The 22,075-nt window shown below is 68.2% G+C and carries 20 protein-coding genes; 12 read left to right on the top strand and 8 right to left on the bottom strand.

Translation table 11 applies throughout. The features are described 5' to 3' along the window. Positions 1-78 precede the first annotated feature (78 nt). Both RIB45_RS00940 and RIB45_RS00935 read left to right on the top strand, forming a co-directional pair. Positions 79-1,434 carry an MFS transporter gene (locus RIB45_RS00940; RefSeq protein ID WP_350047822.1) on the top strand — a complete coding sequence of 452 codons (1,356 nt, stop codon included), beginning with the start codon at positions 79-81 and terminating at the stop codon, positions 1,432-1,434. Between the two features lie 103 nt (positions 1,435-1,537). Further along, the gene (locus RIB45_RS00935; RefSeq protein WP_350047820.1) at positions 1,538-2,434 is read left to right on the top strand and encodes a DUF2652 domain-containing protein; all 897 of its coding nucleotides are present in this window, start codon (positions 1,538-1,540) and stop codon (positions 2,432-2,434) included. Positions 2,435-2,473: 39 nt separating this feature from the next. Here the strand turns inward: RIB45_RS00935 and RIB45_RS00930 are convergent, their stop codons facing one another. Both RIB45_RS00930 and RIB45_RS00925 read right to left on the bottom strand, forming a co-directional pair. Next, positions 2,474-4,630 (bottom strand): malate synthase G, encoded by a 2,157-nt coding sequence (locus RIB45_RS00930; protein ID WP_350047818.1) that lies wholly within the window; start codon positions 4,628-4,630, stop codon positions 2,474-2,476. A gap of 103 nt (positions 4,631-4,733) precedes the next feature. After that, entirely contained in the window at positions 4,734-5,840 is a 1,107-nt protein-coding gene (locus tag RIB45_RS00925) for an NAD(P)/FAD-dependent oxidoreductase (RefSeq protein ID WP_350047816.1), read from the bottom strand. A gap of 144 nt (positions 5,841-5,984) precedes the next feature. On the opposite strand from RIB45_RS00925, the gene metC reads away from it, so the two are divergent. From metC to RIB45_RS00900, 5 genes are all read left to right on the top strand, one after another. Beyond that, positions 5,985-7,133: a cystathionine beta-lyase gene (gene metC / locus RIB45_RS00920; RefSeq protein ID WP_350047814.1), complete on the top strand. Its 1,149-nt coding sequence runs from the start codon at positions 5,985-5,987 to the stop codon at positions 7,131-7,133. A gap of 67 nt (positions 7,134-7,200) precedes the next feature. Continuing rightward, positions 7,201-8,010 carry a molybdate ABC transporter substrate-binding protein gene (gene modA, locus RIB45_RS00915; protein ID WP_350047812.1) on the top strand — a complete coding sequence of 270 codons (810 nt, stop codon included), beginning with the start codon at positions 7,201-7,203 and terminating at the stop codon, positions 8,008-8,010. Next, positions 8,010-8,714: a molybdate ABC transporter permease subunit gene (gene modB / locus RIB45_RS00910; protein ID WP_350047811.1), complete on the top strand. Its 705-nt coding sequence runs from the start codon at positions 8,010-8,012 to the stop codon at positions 8,712-8,714. The genes modA and modB overlap by 1 nt, the downstream gene beginning before the upstream one ends. After that, a complete protein-coding gene (modC, locus tag RIB45_RS00905) occupies positions 8,711-9,820 on the top strand; it encodes a molybdenum ABC transporter ATP-binding protein (RefSeq protein ID WP_350047809.1) in 1,110 nt (369 codons plus the stop codon). Before modB ends, modC begins: the two co-directional genes overlap by 4 nt. A 52-nt stretch (positions 9,821-9,872) precedes the next feature. Beyond that, positions 9,873-11,153 (top strand): adenylate/guanylate cyclase domain-containing protein, encoded by a 1,281-nt coding sequence (locus RIB45_RS00900; RefSeq protein ID WP_350047807.1) that lies wholly within the window; start codon positions 9,873-9,875, stop codon positions 11,151-11,153. 37 nt (positions 11,154-11,190) lie between these two features. Here RIB45_RS00900 and RIB45_RS00895 read toward each other — a convergent pair whose 3' ends face one another. After that, on the bottom strand, positions 11,191-12,201 hold the full coding sequence (locus tag RIB45_RS00895; RefSeq protein ID WP_350047805.1) for an Ldh family oxidoreductase: 1,011 nt from the start codon (positions 12,199-12,201) through the stop codon (positions 11,191-11,193). A gap of 134 nt (positions 12,202-12,335) precedes the next feature. On the opposite strand from RIB45_RS00895, the gene RIB45_RS00890 reads away from it, so the two are divergent. Beyond that, positions 12,336-13,064 (top strand): DUF1194 domain-containing protein, encoded by a 729-nt coding sequence (locus tag RIB45_RS00890; RefSeq protein ID WP_350047803.1) that lies wholly within the window; start codon positions 12,336-12,338, stop codon positions 13,062-13,064. A 166-nt stretch (positions 13,065-13,230) separates the two neighbouring features. Next, entirely contained in the window at positions 13,231-14,376 is a 1,146-nt protein-coding gene (locus RIB45_RS00885) for a glycine cleavage T C-terminal barrel domain-containing protein (RefSeq protein WP_350047801.1), read from the top strand. Positions 14,377-14,383: 7 nt separating this feature from the next. On the opposite strand, the gene RIB45_RS00880 is transcribed toward RIB45_RS00885, so the two are convergent. Continuing rightward, positions 14,384-15,421, bottom strand: a complete 1,038-nt coding sequence (locus tag RIB45_RS00880; protein ID WP_350047799.1) for a histone deacetylase family protein — start codon at positions 15,419-15,421, stop codon at positions 14,384-14,386. An 11-nt stretch (positions 15,422-15,432) separates the two neighbouring features. After that, entirely contained in the window at positions 15,433-16,476 is a 1,044-nt protein-coding gene (locus RIB45_RS00875; protein WP_350047797.1) for a histone deacetylase family protein, read from the bottom strand. A gap of 144 nt (positions 16,477-16,620) precedes the next feature. Here RIB45_RS00875 and RIB45_RS00870 point away from each other — a divergent pair, with 144 nt between their 5' ends. After that, the gene (locus RIB45_RS00870) at positions 16,621-17,802 is read left to right on the top strand and encodes a pyridoxal phosphate-dependent aminotransferase (protein WP_350047795.1); all 1,182 of its coding nucleotides are present in this window, start codon (positions 16,621-16,623) and stop codon (positions 17,800-17,802) included. On the opposite strand, the gene RIB45_RS00865 is transcribed toward RIB45_RS00870, so the two are convergent. From RIB45_RS00865 to RIB45_RS00855, 3 genes are read right to left on the bottom strand one after another with little or no spacing between them, the layout of a single operon-like run. After that, on the bottom strand, positions 17,795-18,754 hold the full coding sequence (locus RIB45_RS00865; RefSeq protein ID WP_350047793.1) for a cation diffusion facilitator family transporter: 960 nt from the start codon (positions 18,752-18,754) through the stop codon (positions 17,795-17,797). The genes RIB45_RS00870 and RIB45_RS00865 overlap by 8 nt on opposite strands. A 14-nt stretch (positions 18,755-18,768) precedes the next feature. Then, positions 18,769-19,356: a hypothetical protein gene (locus tag RIB45_RS00860; RefSeq protein WP_350047791.1), complete on the bottom strand. Its 588-nt coding sequence runs from the start codon at positions 19,354-19,356 to the stop codon at positions 18,769-18,771. Then, entirely contained in the window at positions 19,353-20,000 is a 648-nt protein-coding gene (locus tag RIB45_RS00855; protein WP_350047789.1) for a class I SAM-dependent DNA methyltransferase, read from the bottom strand. The genes RIB45_RS00860 and RIB45_RS00855 overlap by 4 nt, the downstream gene beginning before the upstream one ends. A 402-nt stretch (positions 20,001-20,402) precedes the next feature. Between RIB45_RS00855 and RIB45_RS00850 the strand changes: the two genes are divergently transcribed. Further along, complete coding sequence (locus RIB45_RS00850) at positions 20,403-20,741, top strand: P-II family nitrogen regulator (RefSeq protein WP_350047787.1); 339 nt, start codon at positions 20,403-20,405, stop codon at positions 20,739-20,741. Between the two features lie 64 nt (positions 20,742-20,805). Then, positions 20,806-22,075: type I glutamate--ammonia ligase (gene glnA / locus RIB45_RS00845; RefSeq protein WP_350047785.1), on the top strand; the 1,270-nt coding region annotated here is incomplete at its 3' end.

Here is a 22,075-nt window from a genome sequence, read left to right as displayed (position 1 = left end):
GGACCGACCTTTGCTTCGCCCGCCGAAAGGCCTATGTCCGTGGTCGGTTTTGCGACAATCAGGAGGATATGAGCCGGTATGAGCAGCCAGACGGCCGACGGCTGGGGCGGTCGCTTCGATCTGCCCTACCGCATCCTGAGCGGAGACGACACGGACGAGCGCGCCTGCGAGGCGATTCCGGACGGGCAATGTTCGGACGTCCCGAAGAACTTCACGCTGAACGCGCTGAACGGCGCCTGTTCGAAACTGGCGGAGCAATTGGCCTCTCCCGGCCTGGTGCTCCCCTGGCTTCTGACGGCGGCCGGCGCGCCGGCGGTCTTCGCGACGGTCATGCCGGCCCTGAAACAGGCCTTCTCGCTCGCCCCCCAGATGGCGGTCGCGGGCCTGATCCGGGGCCGTCCGCAACGCAAGTGGATTTGGACCGGCGCCGGCGCCGTGCAGGCGCTGGCGATGGTCGGGATCGCGCTCGCGGCGGCCTCGCTCGAGGGGCTGGCCGCCGGCGTCGTCGTGGCCGCCCTTTTCGCGCTGTTCAGCCTGATGTCCGGCGCTGCGTCCGTCGCCTTCCAGGACGTGATGGGCAAAACGATACCGAAAGGTCGACGCGGACGGCTTTTGTCGACGCGCGCGGCGATCGGCGGCGCCCTGGTGCTGATCGCGGCCGCGGCGCTGAAGTTCGGCGTGGAGGACGGCGCAGACCTCGCCTTGCCGCTGGTCTTCGGCGCCGCGGCGCTCTGGGTGCTGGCGACGATCGCCTTCGCCCTGATTGAGGAACAGCCCGGCGCGACCGGCGGCGGCCGGTCGATGGGACAGTCCCTGGCGGCCGGGTTCGATCTGATCCGCAAGAACAAGCCCTACAACCGCTTCGTCAAGGCGCGCGCTCTGCTGTTGTCGATCGAACTGGCGATGCCCGTCTACGCCTTGCACGCGGCGGCGCTTTACGGCCAGGGGGCCGGCGTGCTGGCGGTCATGGTCTTCGCGGTCGGCCTCGCCAACATCGTCTCCAGCCCGTTATGGGGAAAGCTCTCCGACGCGGCCTCCGAAAAGGTCATGGCGGCGGCGGCGATCGCCGGCGCGCTGGCGGCGGCGCTGGCGCTCGCAGTCGATCTGGCCCTCGGCGCGCCGGGCTGGAGCCTGTGGCTCTACGCGCTGGTCTTCGTGCTGTTGGGGATCGCAGAGGCCGGCGTGCGCCTCGGCCGCAAGACCTATTTGGTCGACGGCGCGCCGAAGGAGGAGAAGGCGCTCTACGCCGCCTTCGCCAACAGCGCAGTCGGGGTGATCGCGCTGGCCGCGCTGCTGTTCGGCGTCCTGGTGGACGCGACGAACGCGCTGGCCGGCGTCGGGGCCGCCGGCGCTCTGGCGCTTCTGGCCGCGCTCTATACCCGCACCCTGCCCGCCGCGTCGGAGATGGAGAAGGCCGCACCGGCCGGAGACTGACGCGCTTTACGCGTGTATGGTCTTAAGCGCGTCCGCGGACTAAGCTCGCCCGACAACAACAAGACCCTTCGGGACATGGGGTCGGCGGTCGATGGAAAACAGGATGGCCGGTTGGGCCATGGGCGCAGACGCGCCTGCGCATATGATGATCTTCTGGGGCGGGCTGGCGGTTTTCGCGGCCGTCGTCCTGTTGTTGGCCCTGCTCGCCCTGCTCGCGGCGCTGCGCCCCGCCCGCCGCCGCGCCCCCCACGCCGCCGCGGCGTTCGACCCCGCCCGGCCCGCGCGTCGCCACCGGCCGCGCATCGGCCCTTGGCGCGACGGAATAGAGGGTCCGCCGGCGGACTTCGTTTTCCTGATCCCGGACATCAGCGGCTACACCCAGTTGGTGAAGCCGAGCCGCTTCTCGATCGCGCACGCGCATCACATCGTCCACGACCTGCTCGATGCGCTGATCGCCGCCGCCGCACCGTTCAAGCCGGCGCGGATCGAAGGCGACGCGGTGCTGCTCTATGTCGACGCCGCGACGCTCGCCTCCGATCCCAAGCGGTACAGCGCGGCGGTCACCCGCCTGTTCGACGCCTTCGACACGCGGCTGGCCGAATTGCGGGCTGAGAACAGTTGCCCGTGCGCCGCCTGCTCGCGCATCGACAGTCTGGATCTCAAGATGATCGCCCATCGCGGCGAGGCGGTGCGCTTCGCCATCGGCGCGATGGAGGATTTTACCGGCGAAGTCCTGGTCGAGGCGCATCGGATGCTGAAGAACGACGTCGGCCGCAAACGCTACCTGCTGGCCAGCGAGGCGGCGCTGCAGGTCTGGCCGCATCCGACGGCGGGCGCAGCCCGGCCGCGCCCGCAAACCTACCCGGACGTCGGCGAGATTCCGGCGCGCCTGTTCGACGCGCCGCCCCGCGCGGGCGATCCCGACCGCCCGGCGGGCGGCGTGCGCAAGATGTTGGACCTGCAGCGCAAGGTGCGCGCCGCGATCAAAGCGGCGGCTTGACCTGCGCAGGCGTCGATCGCCCCGGCGCCGGCGCCCGCCTCAGCCGGCCGCCTTCTTCTCCAACCGATAGGCGTGGAGCAGCGGCTCGGTGTAGCCGGACGGCTGCGTACGGCCCTTGAAGATCAGGTCGCGCGCCGCGTTGAAGGCGACCCCGTCAAAGGCCGGCGCCATCGGCGCGTACGCCGGATCGTCGCCGTTCTGCCGATCCACCACCTCGGCCATCTTGCGCAGGATCGCGTCGACCTCCTGCCCGTCGACCACGCCGTGATGCAGCCAGTTGGCGACATGCTGCGCGGAAATGCGACAGGTTGCGCGATCCTCCATCAGGCCGACGTCATTGACGTCGGGCACCTTGGAGCAGCCGACGCCCTGATCGACCCAGCGGACCACATAGCCCAGGATGCCCTGCGCGTTGTTCTCCACCTCCCGGCGGATCTGGTCGGGCGACCATTTGCGGTACTCCGCCGTCGGAATGTCGAGCAACGCGTCGACATGGGCGCGCCGGCCGCCCGCGGCCAGCTTCTCCTGCACCGCGAAGACGTCGACCTGATGATAATGCAGCGCGTGCAAGGTCGCGGCCGTCGGGCTCGGCACCCAGGCGCAATTGGCGCCGGCCTTCGTATGGCCGATCTTCGCCTCCAGCATCGCGGCCATCATGTCCGGCATGGCCCACATGCCCTTGCCGATCTGCGCCTTGCCGGACAGACCGCATTCCAAGCCGATGTCGACGTTCTGATCCTCATAAGCCGCGATCCAGCCCTTGCGCTTGATGAAGTCCTTGCGGCTGAAGGGACCCGCCTCCATCGAGGTGTGAATCTCATCGCCCGTGCGGTCGAGGAAGCCGGTGTTGATGAAGGCGACGCGATGTTTGGCGGCGCGGATGCATTCCTTCAGATTGACCGAGGTGCGGCGCTCCTCGTCCATCACGCCCAGCTTGACCGTGTATTGCGGCAGGCCGAGGACCTTCTCGACATGGCTGAAGATCTCGTCCGAGAAGGCGACCTCTTCCGGCCCGTGCATCTTCGGCTTCACGACATAGACCGAGCCTGCGACGCTGTTGCGTACGCCGTCGGTCTTCTTCAGATCGTGCATGGCGATCAGCACGGTCGCCATCGCGTCCATCAGCCCTTCGAAGATCTCCGCGCCGTCGGACGTGCGGATCGCCGGATTGCGCATCAGATGCCCGACATTGCGGACCAGCATCAGCGCCCGTCCCTTCACGCCGACCTCGCCGCCGTCGGGGGCGGTGTAGACCGGATCGGGATTGAGCCGTCGGGTGACAGTCTGACCGCCCTTCTCGAAACTTTCCTCCAGATCGCCCTTCATCAGGCCGAGCCAGTTCCGGTAGGCCAGCACCTTGTCCTCGGCGTCGACGCAGGCGACCGAATCCTCGCAATCCATGATCGCCGAGACGGCGCTCTCCAGCCGCACGTCGGCGAGGCCCGCCTGATCGCGCGCGCCGATCATGTTGGTGCGGTCGAAGACCAACTCGACATGCAGGCCGTTGTTGCGCAGCAGAACGGCGTCCGGGGCGCGCGGATGACCGCGAAAACCGACGAACTTCTCCGGATCCGCCAGCGGAAGGTCGTCGATGAGCAACCGTCCCTGATGGACGTAATAACGCCGCGCGTCCGCATGGCTCGTCCCCTCGATCGGGAAGGCCTGATCCAGAAACACGCGCGCCCGTGCGATCACCCGCGCCCCGCGGCCGCGGTCGTATCCGCCGGCGGGCGGAAGCGAGCCCATCGCGTCCGTCCCGTAGAACCCGTCATAGAGGCTGCCCCAACGCGCGTTGGCCGCGTTCAGCGCATAGCGCGCGTTGGTCACCGGCACGACGAGCTGCGGACCCGGAACGCTCGCGATCTCGGGATCGGTGTTCGCGGTCTCGATCTGGAACGCCTCGCCCTCCGGCACGAGATAGCCGATCTCCTCGAGGAAGCTGACATAGGCCTCATGATCGTGCGGGCGGTCGCGGTGCTCGACATGCCAAGCGTCGATCTTGGCTTGCAGATCCTCGCGCTTGTCCAGAAGAGCCTGATTGCGCGGTCCGAAGTCCGCCGCCAGCGCCGCGAGACCGGCCCAGAATGCGTCCGCCTCGACGCCCGTTCCGGGAATCGCCTCCTGCTCGATGAAGGCCGCGAGCTCTTCGGCGACCTTGAGGCCGTGGCGATCGGTAAAGCGGGTCTCTGCGGCCATCACGGCGCTCCCTTCTCTAAAAGTCTGCTCTGCAGAAGCGGCCGATAAAGTCTTAGGCGCGACCCGGTTCGTCAAGCGCGGAGGGACGGCGCCCTACCGCGGTTCAGGCCATCGCCGCGACGCGGTCCCCCAAAGCCAGCGAAGCCGTCAGACCCGGGCTCTCGATGCCGTAAAGCCCGATCCAACCGCGGACGCCGTGCTCGGCCGGGCCTTGGATCACGAAATCCTCGCCCGAGCCGCCGGGCCGCGCGACTTTCGGTCGGATTCCGGCGTAGGCGGGAACCAACGCCCCGTCGGGCAAGGCCGGCCAGTAGCGCCGCACGGCGGCGTAGAAGCTCTGCGCCCGGGCCGGGTCGACGTCGTAGTCGATCGCCTCGACCCACTCCACATCCGGGCCGAAGCGCGCCTGACCGGCTAGATCGAGGGTCAAGTGGACGCCCAGCCCCCCCGGCTGGGGCGTCGGGTAGATCAGGCGAGAGAACGGCGCGCGGCCGGTCAGCGCGTAATAGTTTCCTTTGGCGAGATGCAGCGGCGGGGCGGCGTCGATCGGCGCGCCCGCCACCGCCGCGGTGACGGCCTGCGCGCTCAGGCCGGCGGCGTTGACCACCAGCTCGGCCTCAAGCCGCATCGGCGCGTCGCCGCCGACCTCCAGACGGATCCGCCCGTCGTCCAGCACCTCACCGCCCGCGACCGGCGCGTTGAACGCGATCACGCCGCCCGCCTCTTCCAGATCGCCCTGATAGGCGAGCATCAGATCGTGACTGGATACGACGCCCGTCGAACCGGAATGGAGCGCGGCGGTGCAGACGAGGTCGGGCTCCATCGCCTGCGCCTCGGCCCGGCTGAGCCGGCGCATCTCCTCCACGCCGTTCGTCTCGGCCTTTTGTGCGATGGCGTTCAGGGCGGCTTCCTCGTCCGCGCTGGTCGCCACGATAAGCTTGCCGCAGCGCCGGTAAGGCACGCCGTGCGCGTCGCAATAGGCGTAGAGCGCGCGCTTTCCCTCCAGGCACAGCCGGTGCTTCAGCCCGCCCGTCGGGTAATAGATGCCGGCGTGGATCACCTCGCTGTTGCGCGAGCTGGTGACGGAGCCGATCAGGCCCAGCGCCTCGAGCACGACCACCTCGCGGCCCTGCAGCGCCAACGCGCGCGCCGCGGCCAGGCCGACGACCCCCGCCCCGATCACCACGCAGTCGGTCCGCGCGCCGTCCATGCACCCTCCCCGCCCGTGCGCCGCCGGCCGCCCTCGCTTGTGAGGGCGCCGGGCGCCTGATAGGTAACGAGAGGTCGATAGCCCGCGCCCGCGTCCTGGGCAAGAGGCCTTCCAGAGCGATCAAGACCAGGGAGTGACGAGGCCATGGAACGCGACACCCGGATCGCCCACGCCGGTCGGCGCATTCGCGAGTACAAGGGCGCGGTGAACCCGCCTGTCTACCGGGTCAGCACGGTCGCCTTCGAACATATCGAGGATTTTGAAAACCGCCGCGGCGAGATGGTCTACGGCCGCTTCGGCACGCCGACGACCCGCGCGGTGTGCGAGGCGATGAGCGATCTGGAAGGCGCGGCCGAGAGTTTTCTGTGCGCCAGCGGCCTCAACGCCATCACCGCGACGATCCTGGCCTACGCCAAGCCGGGCGGCCATTTCCTGGTGAGCGACAGCGCCTACTATCCTGTCCGCAAGTTCTGCGACGGTCTGCTGAAGCAGCTTGACGTCGAGACCGAATTCTACGACCCGCGCATCAGCGCCGAGGACCTCAAGGCCAAGTTCCGGCCCGAGACCTTCATGCTTTGGCTGGAGAGCCCGGGCTCGCTCACCTTCGAGATCCAGGACACGCCTGCGCTCGCCGCAGCCGCGCGCGCGGCCGGGATCGTCAGCGCGATCGACAACACGTGGGGAGCGAGCCACTATTATCTGCCGCTGACGCTCGGCGTCGACATCTCGGTCGTCGCCGGCACCAAGTATCAGGTCGGCCATTCGGACGCGATGATGGGCGTCGTCTGCTGCAACGAGGCGACGGCGGACGCCGTCCGCGCCAGCGTTGTCGGCCTCGGCGTCTGCGCGGGCACCGAGGAGGCTTACCTCACCCACCGCGGCTTGCGGACGCTGTCGGTGCGCCTTGAACGCCACCAGAAGAACGGAATCGAGGTCGCGCGCTGGCTTGAGGCTCGCCCCGAAATCGCCCGGGTGCTTCACCCGGCGCTTGAAAGCCACCCCGACCACGCCTTGTGGAAGCGCGATTTCACCGGCGCATGCGGTCTTTTCGGCGCGATCGTCAAGGCGCCGAGTAAGGAGAAGCTGGTGGCGATGATCGACGGCCTGGCGCTGTTCGGCATCGGCGCCAGCTGGGGCGGCTATGAAAGCCTGATCCTGACCGGCTATCCGGAGAAAATCCGCAGCGCGACCAAATGGGAGGCGGACGGCTTTTTGATCCGGCTGCATATCGGGCTCGAGGATCCCAAGGATCTGATCGCCGATCTGGAGGCGGGCCTTGCGCGGCTGGCTTGAGCCCTCTTCCCCGGCGCGGAACGCTGCGATATAGCTGAACGACCATATCGCTCGAGCCGGAGCCGCCATGCTGCGCGTCATCGCGTTCGCCATCGCCCTGTTCTCGCTGACGCCCGCCGCGCGCGCGGAGGCGCCCGCGCTTTACGTGTTCGCGGCCGCCAGTCTGACCGATGCGCTCAGCGCCGTGGGGCAGGCCTACGGCGAGCGAGAGGGCGCGGATCTGCGTCTGGTCTTCGAATCGAGCTCCACCCTCGCCCGACAGATCGAGAACGGCGCGCCGGCGGACCTTTATTTTTCCGCTAATCCGCGCTGGATGGACTACGCGGAGGCGCGCGGGCTGGTCGCGACGGCGACGCGACGCGATCTGCTGGCCAACGCTCTTGCGCTGGTCGCGCCCACGGGCCGCGCGCCGGCGGGCGACGCGCTCGCCGATCCAGACGCCCTGCTGAGCGCCTTAGGCGCGCGCGGGCGCCTGGTGATGGGCGATCCGGATCATGTCCCCGCCGGCATGTACGGGCGTCAGGCGCTGGAGAGTCTGGGGTTGTGGGAGACGGTCGCGCCGCGCGTTGCGCGCGCGGCCAACGTGCGCGCGGCGTTGGCGTTGGTCTCGCGCGGGGAGGCGCCCTTGGGCCTGGTCTACCGCACCGACGCCCTGATCGATCCGGACGTGGAAATTGCGGCGAACGTACCGAGCGACGCGCATGGGCCGATCCGCTATCCCGCCGCCATAACCGCCGATACGGCCGCCGATCCGAACCGGCGTCCGGCGGCGGAGCGGTTCCTGGCCTTCCTCGCCGGCGAACAGGCCGGCGCGATCTTCGCGCGCTTCGGCTTCACGCGTCCCGACGCGGCCCGATCCGACGGGGCGGACGGCTGATGGGCGACTGGCTGACGCCGGTCGAATGGGAGGCGCTGGCGCTCTCTCTCAAGGTCGCAAGCTGGAGCGTCGCGGTCAGCCTGCCGCTGGCGCTGGCGACGGCCTGGGCGCTCTCGCGCGGGCGGTTTCCCGGCCGCACGCTGCTGAACGGCGTCGTGCATCTGCCGTTGATTCTGCCGCCGGTGGTGACCGGATATCTGCTGCTGATCGCGTTCGGGGCGCAAGGGCCGATCGGCGGAGTCTTGCAGGACGTCTTCGGGATCAGCGTCGCCTTCCGATGGACCGGCGCCGTGTTGGCGGCGGCGGTTATGGGCTTTCCCCTGATGGTGCGGGCGATCCGGCTGTCGCTGGACGGTGTGGATCGTCGGATGGAGGCGGCGGCGCGCACGCTCGGCGCCGGCCCCGCGACGGTCTTCGCCACCGTGACGCTCCCGCAGCTCCTGCCCGGGATGATCGCCGGCGCCATCCTATCCTTCGCGAAGGGCGTGGGCGAATTCGGGGCCACCATCACATTCGTCGCCAACATTCCCGGCGAGACGCGCACGCTTTCGATCGCGATCTACAGCTTTCTGCAGACGCCGTCGGGCGACGCGGCGGCGATCCGATTGACGGTCATCGCGGTCGCGCTCTCGATGGCCGCGCTGGTCGCCTCCGAGCTGCTGGCGCGCCGGGCGAGCCGCCGGATCAAAGGTTTCGACGCATGAACGCGCCCGCCCCCGCCCTCCATATCGCCGTCGAAAAGCGTCTGAGCGAGCGCATAACCATCGCCGCCGACTTTCAGGCGGGCGACGGGGTGACGGCGCTGTTCGGCCGCTCGGGCGCGGGGAAGACCAGCCTCGTGGAGATGATCGCCGGCCTGCTCCGCCCCGACCGCGGCCGCATCGCCGTCCAGGGCCGGGTGCTGTTCGATTCGCAGGCGCGCATCGACCTGCCGGCGGAGGCGCGGCGCGTCGGCTACGTGTTCCAGGACGCCCGGCTGTTCCCGCATCTGACCGTGAGGCGCAACCTGCTTTACGGGCGCTGGGCCGGCCGGCGGCGCGGCGCGTTGAAGTTGGAGACGGTGTGTCGGCTGCTGGACCTTGATCCGCTGTTGGAGCGTCGGCCGGGCGCGTTGTCCGGCGGCGAGGTGCAGCGGGTGGCGATCGGACGGGCGCTGCTGGCCGACCCGGCCATCCTGCTGATGGACGAGCCGCTGGCGTCCTTGGACGGACCGCGCAAGAACGAGATCCTGCCGTTCTTGGAGCGCCTCAAGGAAGAGAGCGGCGTCCCCATCGTCTATGTGAGCCATGCGATGGAAGAGGTTATCCGACTTGCGGACCAGATGGTTCTGCTGGACGGCGGGCGGGTCGCGGCGGTCGGGCCGATCGAAGATGTGACGACGCGCCTAGACCTGCGCCCGCTGACAGGCCGCTACGAGGCCGGCGCCGTCGTGCCGGTGCGCGTTGAAGGGCACGACGAGGCGTACGAACTGACGACCCTCTTGATCACGCCCGAGGCCAAGCTGCAGGTGCCGCGGCTGAAGCTGCCCGTCGGCGCGGCCTTGCGCATCCGGCTGCGCGCGCGCGACGTGACGCTTTCGCTGACCCGGCCGGAGGGGGCGAGCACCCTGAATGTCTTGGCCGGCGCGGTGCGCGAACTCGCGCCCGCCGAGGGCCCCTTCGTCGACGTGCTGGTCGACGCCGGCGCGCCGATCTGGTCGCGGGTCACACGGCTCAGCGCAGACCGCATGGGCCTTGCGCCCGGGCGGGCCGTTTATGCGGTCGTGAAGGCGGGCGCGATCGACAGGGCGAGCCTGGGCCGCGCGGGCTGATCCGTGCTAGCCTGACCGAGAGGCTTGTCCCGCCCCATCGAAAGCGCCGCCCATGCCTGACGAGATCGAGAACCCCGCGCCGGAGGCGCTGTCGCTTTTGCCGGAAGACGCAGAGCGTCCGTCCGGCGCGTGCATCGCCGCCCTCTCGGCGGAGGGATGGTCGATGACGCCGGTGATCGATTGGCTGTTCGGACCGGGGTGCCGCACCGCCGACATCGGCGGTCTGCTGGCCGGGTTGGGCCGCGCGTTGATCCAGGCCGGCGCGCCGGTCATGCGCCTGCGGCTCGGCCTCTGGGCGATCCATCCGCAGCAGGCCGCCTATTCCTATCTGTGGATGCGCGGTCAGGCGAGGGCCGAGGCCCTCAATGTCGGCCACGGGCTCTATCAGAGCCCGGACTTCATCGGCAGCCCGGCGCAAAAGATGCGCGACGCCGGCCGCGGCGTGCGCTATCGGCTCGATCGACTGGATCCGGCGCGCGACCATTCGGTGCTGTTCAGCGTGCGCGACGCTGGCGCCACCGACTATATCGGCCTGCCGATGGAGACGTTCGCGGGCCGCAAGGACTTCTTCTTCATCGCCACGGACCGGCCGGAGGGCTTCACGGACGCCGACATCGCGAAGTTCCAGCTGTTGGCGCGCCTGCTGCTGCCGGTGGTGGAGTCGCTGGCGCAGCATCAGCTCTCGCTCACCGTTCTCGACACCTATCTCGGCAAGCGCACCGGGGCGCGGGTGCTGGCGGGCGAGATCCGCCGCGGCGAGGGGCAGCGGATTGAGGCGGCGCTGTGGTACTGCGACCTGCGCGACTTCACCGCCATGACCGAGACGGTGGAGGAACAGGCCATGCTGGGCCTGATGAACGCCTATTTCGAGCATGTGCACGAATCCGTCAGCGTCTACGGGGGCGAGGTGCTGCGGTTCATCGGCGACGCCATGCTGATCGTCTTTGCGACCGACGACGGACGCGCGGCGGCGGCGGCCTGCGCCGACGCTTTGGCGGCCGCCCGGGATGCGATCGATCGGCTGCCGGCGCTCAACGCGCGGCTCAAGCGGCAAAAGCTGCCCGCGATCCGTTTCGGAATCGGTTTGCATGAGGGCTCCGTGGTCTACGGCAATGTCGGAGCAGCCGATCGGCTGGATTTCACCGTGATGGGTCCTGCGGTCAATCGCACGGCCCGGATCGAGACCCTGACCAAGCGGCTCGAGACGCCGATCCTCATGTCGGAAGGCTTTGCCGCACAGCTGCCCGCGAGCGCCCGATGGGAGCGGCTCGGCGCCTTCGAGGTCCCGGGCGTGGCCGAGCCGATCGCGGTCTGCCGGCCGACCGAGGGGTGAGCGGCGGCCTCCTCTCAGCGCGGCGGCGCCAAAGCCCTCATCCCGTCAACTCGACGATCTGGTCGTAGAGCGCCTTCGGAATGACGACGCCCGTCTCCGGCGTCTCCTGCCGGTTCTTGTAGCGCCGCGCTGAGGGCAGGCGCGTCCCGGGGATCGACTGGAACTTCTCGAAGAAGGCCTCGCTGTGCTGCGCCCAGCCGTCCGCGTCGCCGAATCTCGACGGGTCGATCGCCATCATGAATTCGCCGCCGCGCGGCGGGCCGCCGTCGTTCGTATCGCCCTCGGCCGCCTCGTAGCTGAACCACTCGCCGATCAGGCCGGCGACCAGCAGTTCCACCATCATCGCGATGTTCGCGCCTTTGTAGCCGCCAAAGGGGAGCTGCGCGCCTTTCAGGATTTCGTTCGGGTCCGTGGTCTCCTTGCCGTCCGGGCCGATGCCGGTCCCCGGCGGGACCTCATGGCCGTCCCGCGCGGCGATCTGGATCTCGCCGCGCGCCTTGGCGGAGGAGGCCTGATCGAAGATCACCGGATCCTTGCCGGGCCGCGGCCAGCCGAAGGCCATCGGGTTGGTGCCGTAAAGCGCCTGCGTGCCGCCCCCGGGCGTCACGACCGGCTTGAAGGCGGTGAAGGCGAAGCCGGCGAGGCCCGCCTCGCACAGCGCCTCCACCTCGACCCAAAGGGCGGAGAAGTGATGCACGCGCGTCAGCGCCAGCGCCGCGATCCCGTTCGCCTTGGCCTTGTCGATCAGCGGCTGTCGGCCGACCTCAAGCGCGACCGGCGCCATGCAGCCGTCGCCGTCGACTTTCACCGCGCCGGGCGCGAGGTCGATCACCTTGGGATCCGCCTTGCCGTTGATCTTGCCGCTTTTCAGCGAGGACAGATAGCCGGGACACCGGAACAAGCCGTGCGAGGCGCAGCGATCCCCTTCCGCCTGCATCATGTTGCGCGCGACCGCCTCCGCGTTCCGGCGGTCGCAGCCGTTGGCTAGAAAGGCGTTCACCGCCAATTCAAATCCCTCTTCCAGGCTCAGGGTCACCGTCTCGGCCATGCCCGCATTCCTCCCGTCATGTGTTTGTCGCAAACTCGCCGGACGCTAGCACCGCCGACCCGCGATGTCTCGCCCCTCGCCCGCCAATCCGGGCGCGCTATATCATTGCCGTCGCCAGCAACGGGAGAGCGATCATGGTCCGTCCCGCGTTCCTCCTCGCCGCCGCGTGCGCGCTCCTCCTCGCCGCCGCGGCCCCGGCCCCGGCTCAGCAGATCGACGTCGATCTGGAGCTGGTGCTCGCCGCCGACGGCTCCGGCTCGATCGACAATCAGGAACTCGCCCTGCAACGCGACGGCTACGCCGACGCGATCGCCGATCCGGAGATCATGAAGTTCATCCAGGGCGGGCTGACCGGCCGCATCGCCGTCGCCTACGTCGAATGGGGCGGCCCCTTTTCGCAGCACACGATCGTCGACTGGACGGTGATCGACGGCCCGGAAAGCGCCGCCGCCTTCGGCGCAGAGCTGCGCGCCGCGCCGCGACAGGCCACGGGCTGGAACTCGATCTCCAACGCCATCGACTATTCGGTCAATCTCGTGGAGACCAACCGCTATCGCGGCCTGCGGAAGATCATCGACGTCTCGGCCGACGGCCCGAACATCGGCGGCCGCTCGATCACGGCGGCGCGCGACGATGCGGTCGCGAAGGGCTTCACCATCAACGCGTTGCTGGTCCTGCACCGCGAGGGCAGCCTGCCCGGTCGCAGTCCCGAGCAACTGGTCGCGCACTACGAGCGCGACGTGATCGGCGGCATGGGCGCCTTCGTCATGACCGCCGACGAGAACCGCACCTTCGCGGAGGCCGTGCGCGCCAAGCTGATCCTGGAGGTCGCGCGCGCCTTGGGGATGGAGGACCGGCTATAGGACGCGCCGGCAGGCCCGCCGCCTCGATTCCGTCGCAGACGGCCGGATTTCTTACCCTTTCGTCGTATGTCACAAAAAATCCGTCGCACGAGTCGCACCTGAAACTCTTCCGGGTTCCTAAATACACTGGGGAGGCCAAAACAACGCCCAGACCGGAGGACGCGCCATGACGGAGATCAAGCAGTTCGGCTTCGGACCTCAGATCCGCAAATCCCCCTATTTCGACGCGACGCTGCGCTGGGGCGCGCAGGGATTTTCCGTTTACAATCACATGTACATCCCGCGCGACTTCGGCGATCCGGTGGAGAATTTCTGGACCCTGATCCGCACCGCCATCCTGTGCGACGTCGCCGCCGAACGGCAGGTCGAAATCACCGGCCCGGACGCCGCCGCCTTCGCCCAGCTGCTGACCCCGCGCGATCTGCGCGAGATGGAGGTCGGCCAGTGCAAATACACGCTGATCACCAACGCCGACGGCGGGGTGCTGAACGACCCGATCGCGCTGCGGCTCGGCGAAAACCATTTCTGGTTCTCGCTCTCGGACAGCGACGTTCTGTTGTGGGCGCAAGGCCTCGCGGTCAATTCGGGGCTGGATGTGACGATCCGCGAGCCGGACGTCTCGCCGCTGCAACTGCAGGGCCCGATGTCGGGCGAAATCATGAAGACCCTTTTCGGCGAGGGGATCGGCGACTTGCGCTACTTTCGGTTGCGCGAGGTGATGCTGGACGACATCCCCCTCGTCGTCTCCCGCACCGGCTGGTCGAGCGAATTGGGCTACGAGCTTTATCTGCGCGACGCGGCCTACGGCGACGAGCTTTGGGAGCGGATTATGGCCGCCGGGGCGCCCTTGGGCTTGAAGCCCGGCCACACCTCGGCGATCCGACGGATTGAAGGGGCGATGTTGTCTTATCACGCCGACGCCGATAGCGATACGAACCCGTTCGAACTGGGAATGGACCGACTGGTCGCGCTCGACGCGCCGATCGAGTTCATGGGCAAGGAGGCGCTGAAACGCATCCGCGCCGAGGGCGTCACGCGCAAGCAGGCCGGCTTGCGCATCGACGCGCCGCCGCTGGCCGCGCCGAACACCAGCTTCTGGCCGATCAGCCGCGACGGCGAGACGGTCGGCAAGGCGACGTCCGCCGTCTACTCCCCGCGCCTGGAGCAGAACATCGCACTCGCCCTCGTGGGCGTCGAGCACGCCCGCCTCGGCGCGACCCTGGCGGTCGAGACGCCGGACGGCTGGGCCGCCGCCCAAGTGGTGGAGAAGCCCTTCTACGATCCGAAGAAGCGCCGCGCCGCGGCGGTGTGAGGCGGGATCACGCCCCCTCGAACCCCGCCAACATCGCCGGGACGCCGGCTTTCAGCGCGGCCGCGTCGTAGCCGCCGCCGTTGATCCAGACGGTCGGCAGACGCAAGCTCGCGATCGCCGCGCCGATCCGCGGATAGTGGTCTACCTCCAGCCGGAACCGGCTGATCGGGTCGTCCTTGTGGGTGTCGACGCCCATGGCGATCACCAGGGCGTCGGCGCCGAAGCGGCGCGTCGCCTCGGTCAGATGGGCCAAGGCCGGCTCGTAGGCGCGCCAGCCGGTCCCGAAGGGCAGCGGGATGTTGAGGGTCGCGCCCTCGCCTTCCCCCTCGCCCGTCTCGTCGGCGTAGCCGGTGAAAAAGGGGTATTCGTCCGAAGGATCGCCGTGGATCGAACCGTAAAAGACGTCCCCGCGCCGATAAAAGATCGATTGCGGCCCGTTGCCGTGATGGTAGTCGACGTCGAGGATCGCGACCTTCTTCGCGCCGCGGTCGAGGAGATGCTGCGCCGCCAGCGCCTCGATCGCGAGGTAGCAATAGCCGGCGTAGTAATCGACCCCCGCGTGGTGCCCGCCCGGCCGGCCGAGCGAGAAGGCCGCGCGCTCTCCGCCCGCGACGATGTCGGCGGCCGTGGTCGCGCAATGCGCGCTTTTCAGCGCGGCCGCCCAGGTTCCCGGTCCGATCGGGCTGCCGATATCGTAGCTGAAGTAGCTGAGCTTGCCGTCGATCGAGCGCGGAATCCGGTCGCGGCGCATGTCGTGTTGCACGCGCGCGAGCGGCAGCGCGTCTGCGGCGTCCGCGCCGTAGGCCGCCGCCCATTCGTCCCAGGCGCTCTCAAGAAAGTCGACATAGGCGGCCGTGTGGATCCGGCTCAGATACTCGCGGCCCCAATCCTGCGGGGCTTCGATGCGGCCGACCCCGGCCTCGCGCACCCCGTCGAGCACGGCCTGGGCGCGGAACGGCCCTTCGGCCGGCGCGCCCAGCTCGCCGTTGACCAGATCGAGCTTCGGGACATGGCGTTCGTGAGCGTCGGAATAGATGATGCGCATGCCCTGGCCTGTCAGTTCAGCGCCGGGGCCGCATCCTCGAAGCCCTGAAGCACGTTGACCGTATTGATTCCGACCTGCTCGACCGCATAGCCGCCCTCCATGACGAAGAGGGTCGGCAGACCCGTCTTGCCGATCATCCGGCCGTAGGTCGTGTAATCGTCGCTCTTCAGCTTGAAATAGCTGATCGGATCCTCCTCGAACGTGTCCACGCCGAGCGAGACCACGAGAGCGGTCGGCTGATAGCCGCGGATCTTGGCCAGCGCGTCGTCGAGCGCCTCGGCCCATTTGTCGAAAGGCGTACCTTCCGGCATCGGGTAGTTGAGCGTGAAGCCGCGGCCGGCCCCCTCGCCCGTCTCGTCGGCGTAGCCGAGGAAATAGGGGAAGGCGGTCTCCGGCTCGCCGTGGAGCGAGGCGAACAGCACGTCGTCGCGGCCGTAGAAGATGTCCTGCGTCCCGTTGCCGTGATGGAAGTCGACGTCGAGGATCGCGACTTTCTTCGCGCCGTCGTCGAGAAACGCCTGCGCCGCGATGGCGGCGTTGTTCAAGAAGCAATACCCGCCGAACATGTCGCCGGTCGCATGGTGGCCCGGCGGGCGGCAGAGCGCGAAGGCCGCCCGCTCGCCCTCCGCGATCAGCTTGCGCGCGGTGAGCGCGACGTCGGCGCTGGCCTGCGCGGCCTCCCACGTTCCCGGGCAAATCGAGGTCTCGGAGGCGAGCGCGTGGTAGCCGATCAGCCCGTCGATATGTTTTGGTCGCCGGCTGCTCATCCGACGCGCGGGCCAGTTGGCGGCGATCGCCTCGCCCTCGAAGCCGGCCGCTTTCCACTCGTCCCAGCAGATCGACAGGAAGTCGAGATAGTCCGCGTCGTGGATGCGGCGCACCGGGTCGAGGCCGAAACTCTGCGGCTCGACGATCGGGCCGAGATCGACCTCTTTCAGGCGCTGCGTGATGAAGTCCAGACGCTCCGCACATTCGAACGGCGGCACGATGGCCCCGCCATAGAGTTCGGTCTTCGCGTTCCGCAGACGGTGACGGTCGGTGTAAACGGTTTTCAACGGCTCAATCCTGTTCTTTCTGTCCCAGCGGGTTCGCATCATGCAAACAGCCGACCCGCTTAGAAAGCCCGAAGTGACGCGCGCTTGCGTAAGGACGAGCGCGCGCTTAAAGCCTATGCGGATAGTATTTGGGAGCGCCTAGCGATGCTGAAAACCGCCGCCAACCTAGCCAATCTGGGGACCGAGACCGCTTTCGACGTGCTGGCCCGCGCGGCGCGGCTGGATGCGGCCAGACGCGCCGACGGCCGGTCGCCGGTGATCAATCTGGGCATCGGACAACCCGATTTTCCCACGCCCGATCATGTGGTGGAGGCGGCGGTTAAGGCGCTGCGCGACGGACATCACGGCTACACGCCGGCGCAAGGCGTCCCGGCGCTGCGCGAGGCGGTCGCGGCCGACCTGCACGCCCGCCACGGCGTCGAGGTCGACCCGGGGCGCGTCGTCGTCGTCCCCGGCGGCAAGCCGACCATGTTCTTCGCCATGCTGATGTTCGGCGAGCCGGGGGCGGAGATCCTCTATCCCGATCCCGGCTTTCCAATCTATCGCTCGGCGATCGAGTTCACGGGCGCGAAGGCCGTGCCCATTCCGCTGCGCGAAGAGAACGCCTTCGCCTTCTCCGCGTCCGATGTGATCGAGCGCATGACGGAACGCACGCGCCTCGTCATCGTGAATTCTCCCGCTAATCCGACCGGCGGCGTCACGCCGCCCGAGGAGATGGACAAGCTGGCCGAGGCGCTGGCGGAGCGTCCGGACGTCGCCGTCCTGTCGGACGAGATCTATTCCACCATGCTGTATGACGGTCGCGAGCATCGCTCGATCCTGCAGTATCCGGAGCTCGCCGGTCAGGCGATCATGCTGGACGGCTGGTCGAAACGCTACGCGATGACGGGCTGGCGCTTGGGCTATGCGGTCTGGCCGGAAGCGCTGGTGGAGCGCGCAGTGCGGCTGTGCGTCAACGATCATTCCTGCGTCAACGCGCCGACGCAGTACGCCGGCATCGCCGCCCTGGAAGGGCCGCAGGACGCCGCGGAGGCGATGGTGCAAGCCTTCGACGAGCGGCGCCGCGTCACGGTCGACCGGCTGAACGCCCTGCCCGGCGTGCGCTGCGTCGAGCCGGGCGGCGCCTTCTACGCCTTCCCGAACATCGAGGGGACAGGCTTGGAGTCGCGCGGGCTGCAGGACCGCCTGCTGGAGGAGGCGGGCGTCGCGGCGATCGCAGGCCCCAGCTTCGGCCTGTTCGGCGAGGGCTATCTGCGGATCTCTTACGCCAATTCGACGCAGAATATCGAGGAGGCGATGGACCGGATGGCGGCCTTGCTCAGCTGAGCCGTCGGGGCGTCTCGCCCGCACAGCCTGCGCCGTCGCGCTCGAACTCGAGGGTGGAGTGGGCGATCTCGAAGCGCTCCGACAGCAGCGCTTTGAGTTCAGCCTTGATCGTCTCCAAGCGCGCCAGATCCCCGGCCTGAACGGCCTGATCGGCGATCACGACGTGCGCCTCGAGCGCCGTACGGCCTTCGTCGAGGCGCCAGATATGGACGTGGTGGACGCCCTCGACCCCCTCGACAGAGCGCATGGCGTCAACCACCTCCGGCCGCTGGATCGCCTCGGGTGCGCCTTCCATCAGGATGTGAATGGTTTGCGGCATCATCGCGAGCCCCTGCCACAGCACGTAGAGCGCGATCGCCAGGGTCAGCAGCGCGTCGACCCAGACCCAGTCGTAGAGCAGGATCAGCGTGCCGCCGACAATGACCGCCAACGAGGCGCCGGCGTCGGCCAGATTGTGGATGAAGGCCGCCTTCACGTTGATCGAGCGTTGCGCCATCGCAAAGGTCAGCACCGCGGTCGCCACGTCGACCGCCAGGGCGAAACCGGCCACGATCACGACGATCCAGCCCTGGATCGGCTCCGGCTCCACCAGCCGCCAGGCGGCCTCATAGATCAAGAACAACCCCAGGACGACCAGGACCGTCAGATTGATCAGGGCTGCGATCAGCTCCGCCCGGCGATAGCCGAAGCTGTGGCCCGCGTCGGCCGGCTTGCGCCCGATCTTGCGCGCCACCAGCGCCAGCAGCAGCGAGGCGGCGTCGGAGAAATTGTGCAGCGCGTCCGCGACCAGCGCCAGGCTGCCCGAGATCAATCCCCCCGCGACCTGCCCCGCCGTCAACGCCATGTTGGCGGCGACCGCCCAAAGCAGCTTGGCGTCGCCCATCGCCTCCGGATCGCCGGGCCGCTTGCCGTCGCCGGACGAGGCGCGCGTGCGCTGACCTCCGCCATGCATCAGCGGTTCTCCCGTTAATCGGCCAGGCGGGCGGCCAGTTTCAAACGAAGGCGCGCCAGCGTCGGCTTGACCTCCCGCGTCAACAGGTCGGACGCGACGACCGCTTGCGCCGGCGCGGCCCGGCTGCGCCATTGATAGGTCATCACGACCAACGTGTCGCGCAGCAGTTCGAAACGCGCGTAGAGATAGCTGTTCTCAGGACTCTCGCGCCCGTCGCTGGAGACCGGGTCGAAGCCTTCGCAGACGATCTCGACCGCCGTCGCGGCGTCGCCGCTCGGCGACGACGCCTCCAGCGTTCGGGCCTGCGCGTCATGGCAATCCTGTTCGGCGCGGCGGCGGAATCCTTCGGCCGCCTCGCTCAGAAGCCGCGCCCCCGCAGTCCCCGCGCCGACGCCGGTCGGGGTCTGCAGCACCTTGATCTCGCGGCTGTCGGCCGGCGGCGGCTCGACCGGCGCGTAGCGCGCGGTCAACCGCCCGCGCCCGTCTGCGAAGTCGATCTGACGATAGGCGTCCGCCGTGGGGAGCGGTTCGGCCGCGGCCGGCGCCGAGCCCGCCGCGTTCGCCAACGCGACCGCGAAGAGCGCGGCGTACGCGCGCCTCACCGTTCGGCCGCGCGGTAGACGTGGATGCGCGCCGTCAAATCGCCCTCGCTTTCGGAATAGGGCATCGCGCGGATCTCCGTCGAACGCTCGACGCATCGCCAGCGTCCGGCGGCCTCCAGATCGTCGGCGAGCGCGCCGAAGCCGCCCTCTTCCCAGGCCGGGCGGCTGACGGAAAAAATCATAAAGCCGCCAGGCTTCACCGCCCGCACCATGCCGGTCAGCGACTCAGGCGGCGCGTGTCCGGGGGTGAGCGTGCCGAAACTGATGCAGGCGTCGAGGCTCGCGTCCTCGACCCCGTCGATGCGCGCGCCGAGCGCGCCCTTGATCAGCCGCTCATAGCAGCCTTTCGCACGCGCGACGTCCAGCATCCCGTCCGACAGATCGAGCCCGATCAGCCGCCGATACCCGACCGCCGCCAGCGCCTCGCCCATCAATCCGGTCCCGCAGCCGCCGTCGAGGATCAGCGCGTCCGACGCCGCACGCCGTGCCACCAGCGCCGCGCCGACCGGCGGATAGCGATAGCCGGCGGCCATCAGGTCGCGCTCGTAGTCGAGCGCCCAGGCGTCGTAATGCGCGCGGAGCGCAGCTTCGCCGTCGGCGCGGTATACCTTCTCAAGCCAGGGATCGATCGCGGCTTTGGACATGACGAACTCCTCACGCGGAAGGGCGCACGAACGAACGCACGGGGCGAGCGTCTACAGATCAACGCACTCAAGGGTACCGTCCCGCGGGCGCCCTGGCAAACCGCCGCCCGCGCTTTGCCTAAAAATTAATCAAATGCCTTGATTTCGGGCGCCAAAAATCCCGCCGCCTTCCCCCGGCGCCAAGGTATCCCTCTGTTTTTCTTTCCTTTTTTAAGGTTGCTTTCTGTGGCACGCCCCCTGCTAAGGCAGGGGCGGACGGTTGCGCCTCGGCGCGGCGCCCCGCCCCCGTTTGGGGCGCGCGTCGCGACGGTCGGTCCGCCGCCGCCGAGGTCGATCGGCCGACGTCGATCACGAGAGCCGGACCCCGGCGGGCGTTTCAAGTTTGAGGAGATCAGTGATCCGATGAAGAAGATCGAAGCCATCATCAAGCCCTTCAAGCTGGATGAGGTGAAGGAAGCGCTCCACGAGGTGGGCATCCAAGGAATCACCGTCACCGAAGCGAAAGGCTTCGGCCGCCAGAAGGGCCACACGGAACTCTACCGCGGGGCCGAATACGTCGTCGATTTCCTGCCGAAAGTTAAGCTGGAGATCGTCGTCGAGGACGGGCTCGCCGAACGGGCGGTCGAGGCGATCCAGAACGCAGCCAAGACCGGCCGCATCGGGGACGGCAAGATCTTCGTCTCCAGCATCGAGGAAGTGATCCGCATCCGCACCGGCGAGACCGGCTCGGAGGCGATCTAACGGACCGAGGCCGCCTGCAGGCGGCGTCACAATCAAGACGGTAAACGCGAGAGGGAACAGGACAATGTCCGACGCGATCAACAAAGTCATGGAAATGATCAAGGAAAACGACGTCCAGTACGTCGATTTCCGCTTCACCGACCCGCGCGGCAAGTGGCAGCACACCGCACAGCACGTCTCCACCATCGACGAGGACGTCTTCAAGGACGGCATCATGTTCGACGGCTCCTCGATCGCCGGCTGGAAGGCGATCAACGAGTCGGACATGATCCTGATGCCGGATCCGGAGACGGCCGTAATGGATCCGTTCGCCGCCCAGCCGTTGCTGGTGCTGTTCTGCGACATTCTGGAGCCGTCGACCGGCCAGCCCTACGATCGCGATCCGCGCTCGACCGCCAAGAAGGCCTTGGCCTACATGGCCAGCGCCGGCATCGGCGACACCGCCTTCTTCGGCCCGGAAGCCGAGTTCTTCGTGTTCGACGACGTCAAGTGGTCGACTGAGATGAACTTCATGGCTTACAAGATCGACAGCGAGGAAGGCCCCTACAATTCCGCCTCCGACTTCGAGGAAGGCAACATGGGTCACCGTCCGGCGATCAAGGGCGGTTATTTCCCCGTCCCGCCGGTCGACTCGGGCCAAGACATGCGCGCCGAGATGGTCTCGACCATGATCGAGATGGGCCTCGAGATGGAAAAGCATCACCACGAGGTCGCGCCGGCGCAGCATGAGCTGGGCATCAAGTTCAACACGCTGGTGCGCTGCGCCGACCAGATGCAGATCTACAAATACGTGGTGCATCAGGTCGCCCACGCCTACGGCAAGACCGCGACCTTCATGCCGAAGCCGGTCGTCGGCGACAACGGCTCGGGCATGCACGTCCACCAGTCCATCTGGAAGGACGGCAAGAACACCTTCGCAGGCTCGGGCTACGCCGACCTGTCGGAGACCTGCCTGTTCTACATCGGGGGCATCATCAAGCACGCCAAGGCGCTGAACGCCTTCACCAACCCGTCGACCAAGAGCTACAAGCGCCTGATCCCGGGCTTCGAAGCCCCGGTCCTGCTCGCCTATTCGGCGCGCAACCGCTCGGCCTCGATCCGCATTCCCTATGTCGCGAGCCCGAAGGGCAAGCGGCTTGAGGCGCGGTTCCCGGATCCGACGGCGAACCCGTACCTCGCCTACACCGCGCTGCTGATGGCCGGCCTCGACGGCATCCAGAACAAGATCCATCCGGGCGAAGCCATGGACAAGGATCTGTACGACCTGCCGCCGGAGGAATTGCAGGACATCCCGACCGTCTGCGGTTCGCTGCGCGAAGCGCTGGAATCGCTGG

This window comes from Marivibrio sp. (assembly GCF_040218065.1).
GTDB lineage: Bacteria > Pseudomonadota > Alphaproteobacteria > UBA8366 > Aestuariispiraceae > Marivibrio.
Note: the sequence above shows the minus strand (reverse complement) of the source record. Positions and strands in the feature narration are given on the sequence as shown.

What these genes read in the sequence shown, in the direction of transcription:
- RIB45_RS00890 (WP_350047803.1), top strand. Translation starts at nt 12,336, where the DNA reads ATGGTCCGTCCCGCGTTCCTCCTCGCCGCCGCGTGCGCGCTCCTCCTC.
- metC (WP_350047814.1), top strand. Translation starts at nt 5,985, where the DNA reads ATGGAACGCGACACCCGGATCGCCCACGCCGGTCGGCGCATTCGCGAG.
- RIB45_RS00930 (WP_350047818.1), bottom strand. Translation starts at nt 4,630, where the DNA reads ATGGCCGCAGAGACCCGCTTTACCGATCGCCACGGCCTCAAGGTCGCC.
- RIB45_RS00850 (WP_350047787.1), top strand. Translation starts at nt 20,403, where the DNA reads ATGAAGAAGATCGAAGCCATCATCAAGCCCTTCAAGCTGGATGAGGTG.
- RIB45_RS00935 (WP_350047820.1), top strand. Translation starts at nt 1,538, where the DNA reads ATGGCCGGTTGGGCCATGGGCGCAGACGCGCCTGCGCATATGATGATC.
- RIB45_RS00900 (WP_350047807.1), top strand. Translation starts at nt 9,873, where the DNA reads ATGCCTGACGAGATCGAGAACCCCGCGCCGGAGGCGCTGTCGCTTTTG.
- RIB45_RS00940 (WP_350047822.1), top strand. Translation starts at nt 79, where the DNA reads ATGAGCAGCCAGACGGCCGACGGCTGGGGCGGTCGCTTCGATCTGCCC.
- RIB45_RS00880 (WP_350047799.1), bottom strand. Translation starts at nt 15,421, where the DNA reads ATGCGCATCATCTATTCCGACGCTCACGAACGCCATGTCCCGAAGCTC.
- modC (WP_350047809.1), top strand. Translation starts at nt 8,711, where the DNA reads ATGAACGCGCCCGCCCCCGCCCTCCATATCGCCGTCGAAAAGCGTCTG.
- RIB45_RS00895 (WP_350047805.1), bottom strand. Translation starts at nt 12,201, where the DNA reads ATGGCCGAGACGGTGACCCTGAGCCTGGAAGAGGGATTTGAATTGGCG.
- modB (WP_350047811.1), top strand. Translation starts at nt 8,010, where the DNA reads ATGGGCGACTGGCTGACGCCGGTCGAATGGGAGGCGCTGGCGCTCTCT.
- RIB45_RS00855 (WP_350047789.1), bottom strand. Translation starts at nt 20,000, where the DNA reads ATGTCCAAAGCCGCGATCGATCCCTGGCTTGAGAAGGTATACCGCGCC.
- RIB45_RS00865 (WP_350047793.1), bottom strand. Translation starts at nt 18,754, where the DNA reads ATGCATGGCGGAGGTCAGCGCACGCGCGCCTCGTCCGGCGACGGCAAG.
- RIB45_RS00870 (WP_350047795.1), top strand. Translation starts at nt 16,621, where the DNA reads ATGCTGAAAACCGCCGCCAACCTAGCCAATCTGGGGACCGAGACCGCT.
- RIB45_RS00885 (WP_350047801.1), top strand. Translation starts at nt 13,231, where the DNA reads ATGACGGAGATCAAGCAGTTCGGCTTCGGACCTCAGATCCGCAAATCC.
- modA (WP_350047812.1), top strand. Translation starts at nt 7,201, where the DNA reads ATGCTGCGCGTCATCGCGTTCGCCATCGCCCTGTTCTCGCTGACGCCC.
- RIB45_RS00925 (WP_350047816.1), bottom strand. Translation starts at nt 5,840, where the DNA reads ATGGACGGCGCGCGGACCGACTGCGTGGTGATCGGGGCGGGGGTCGTC.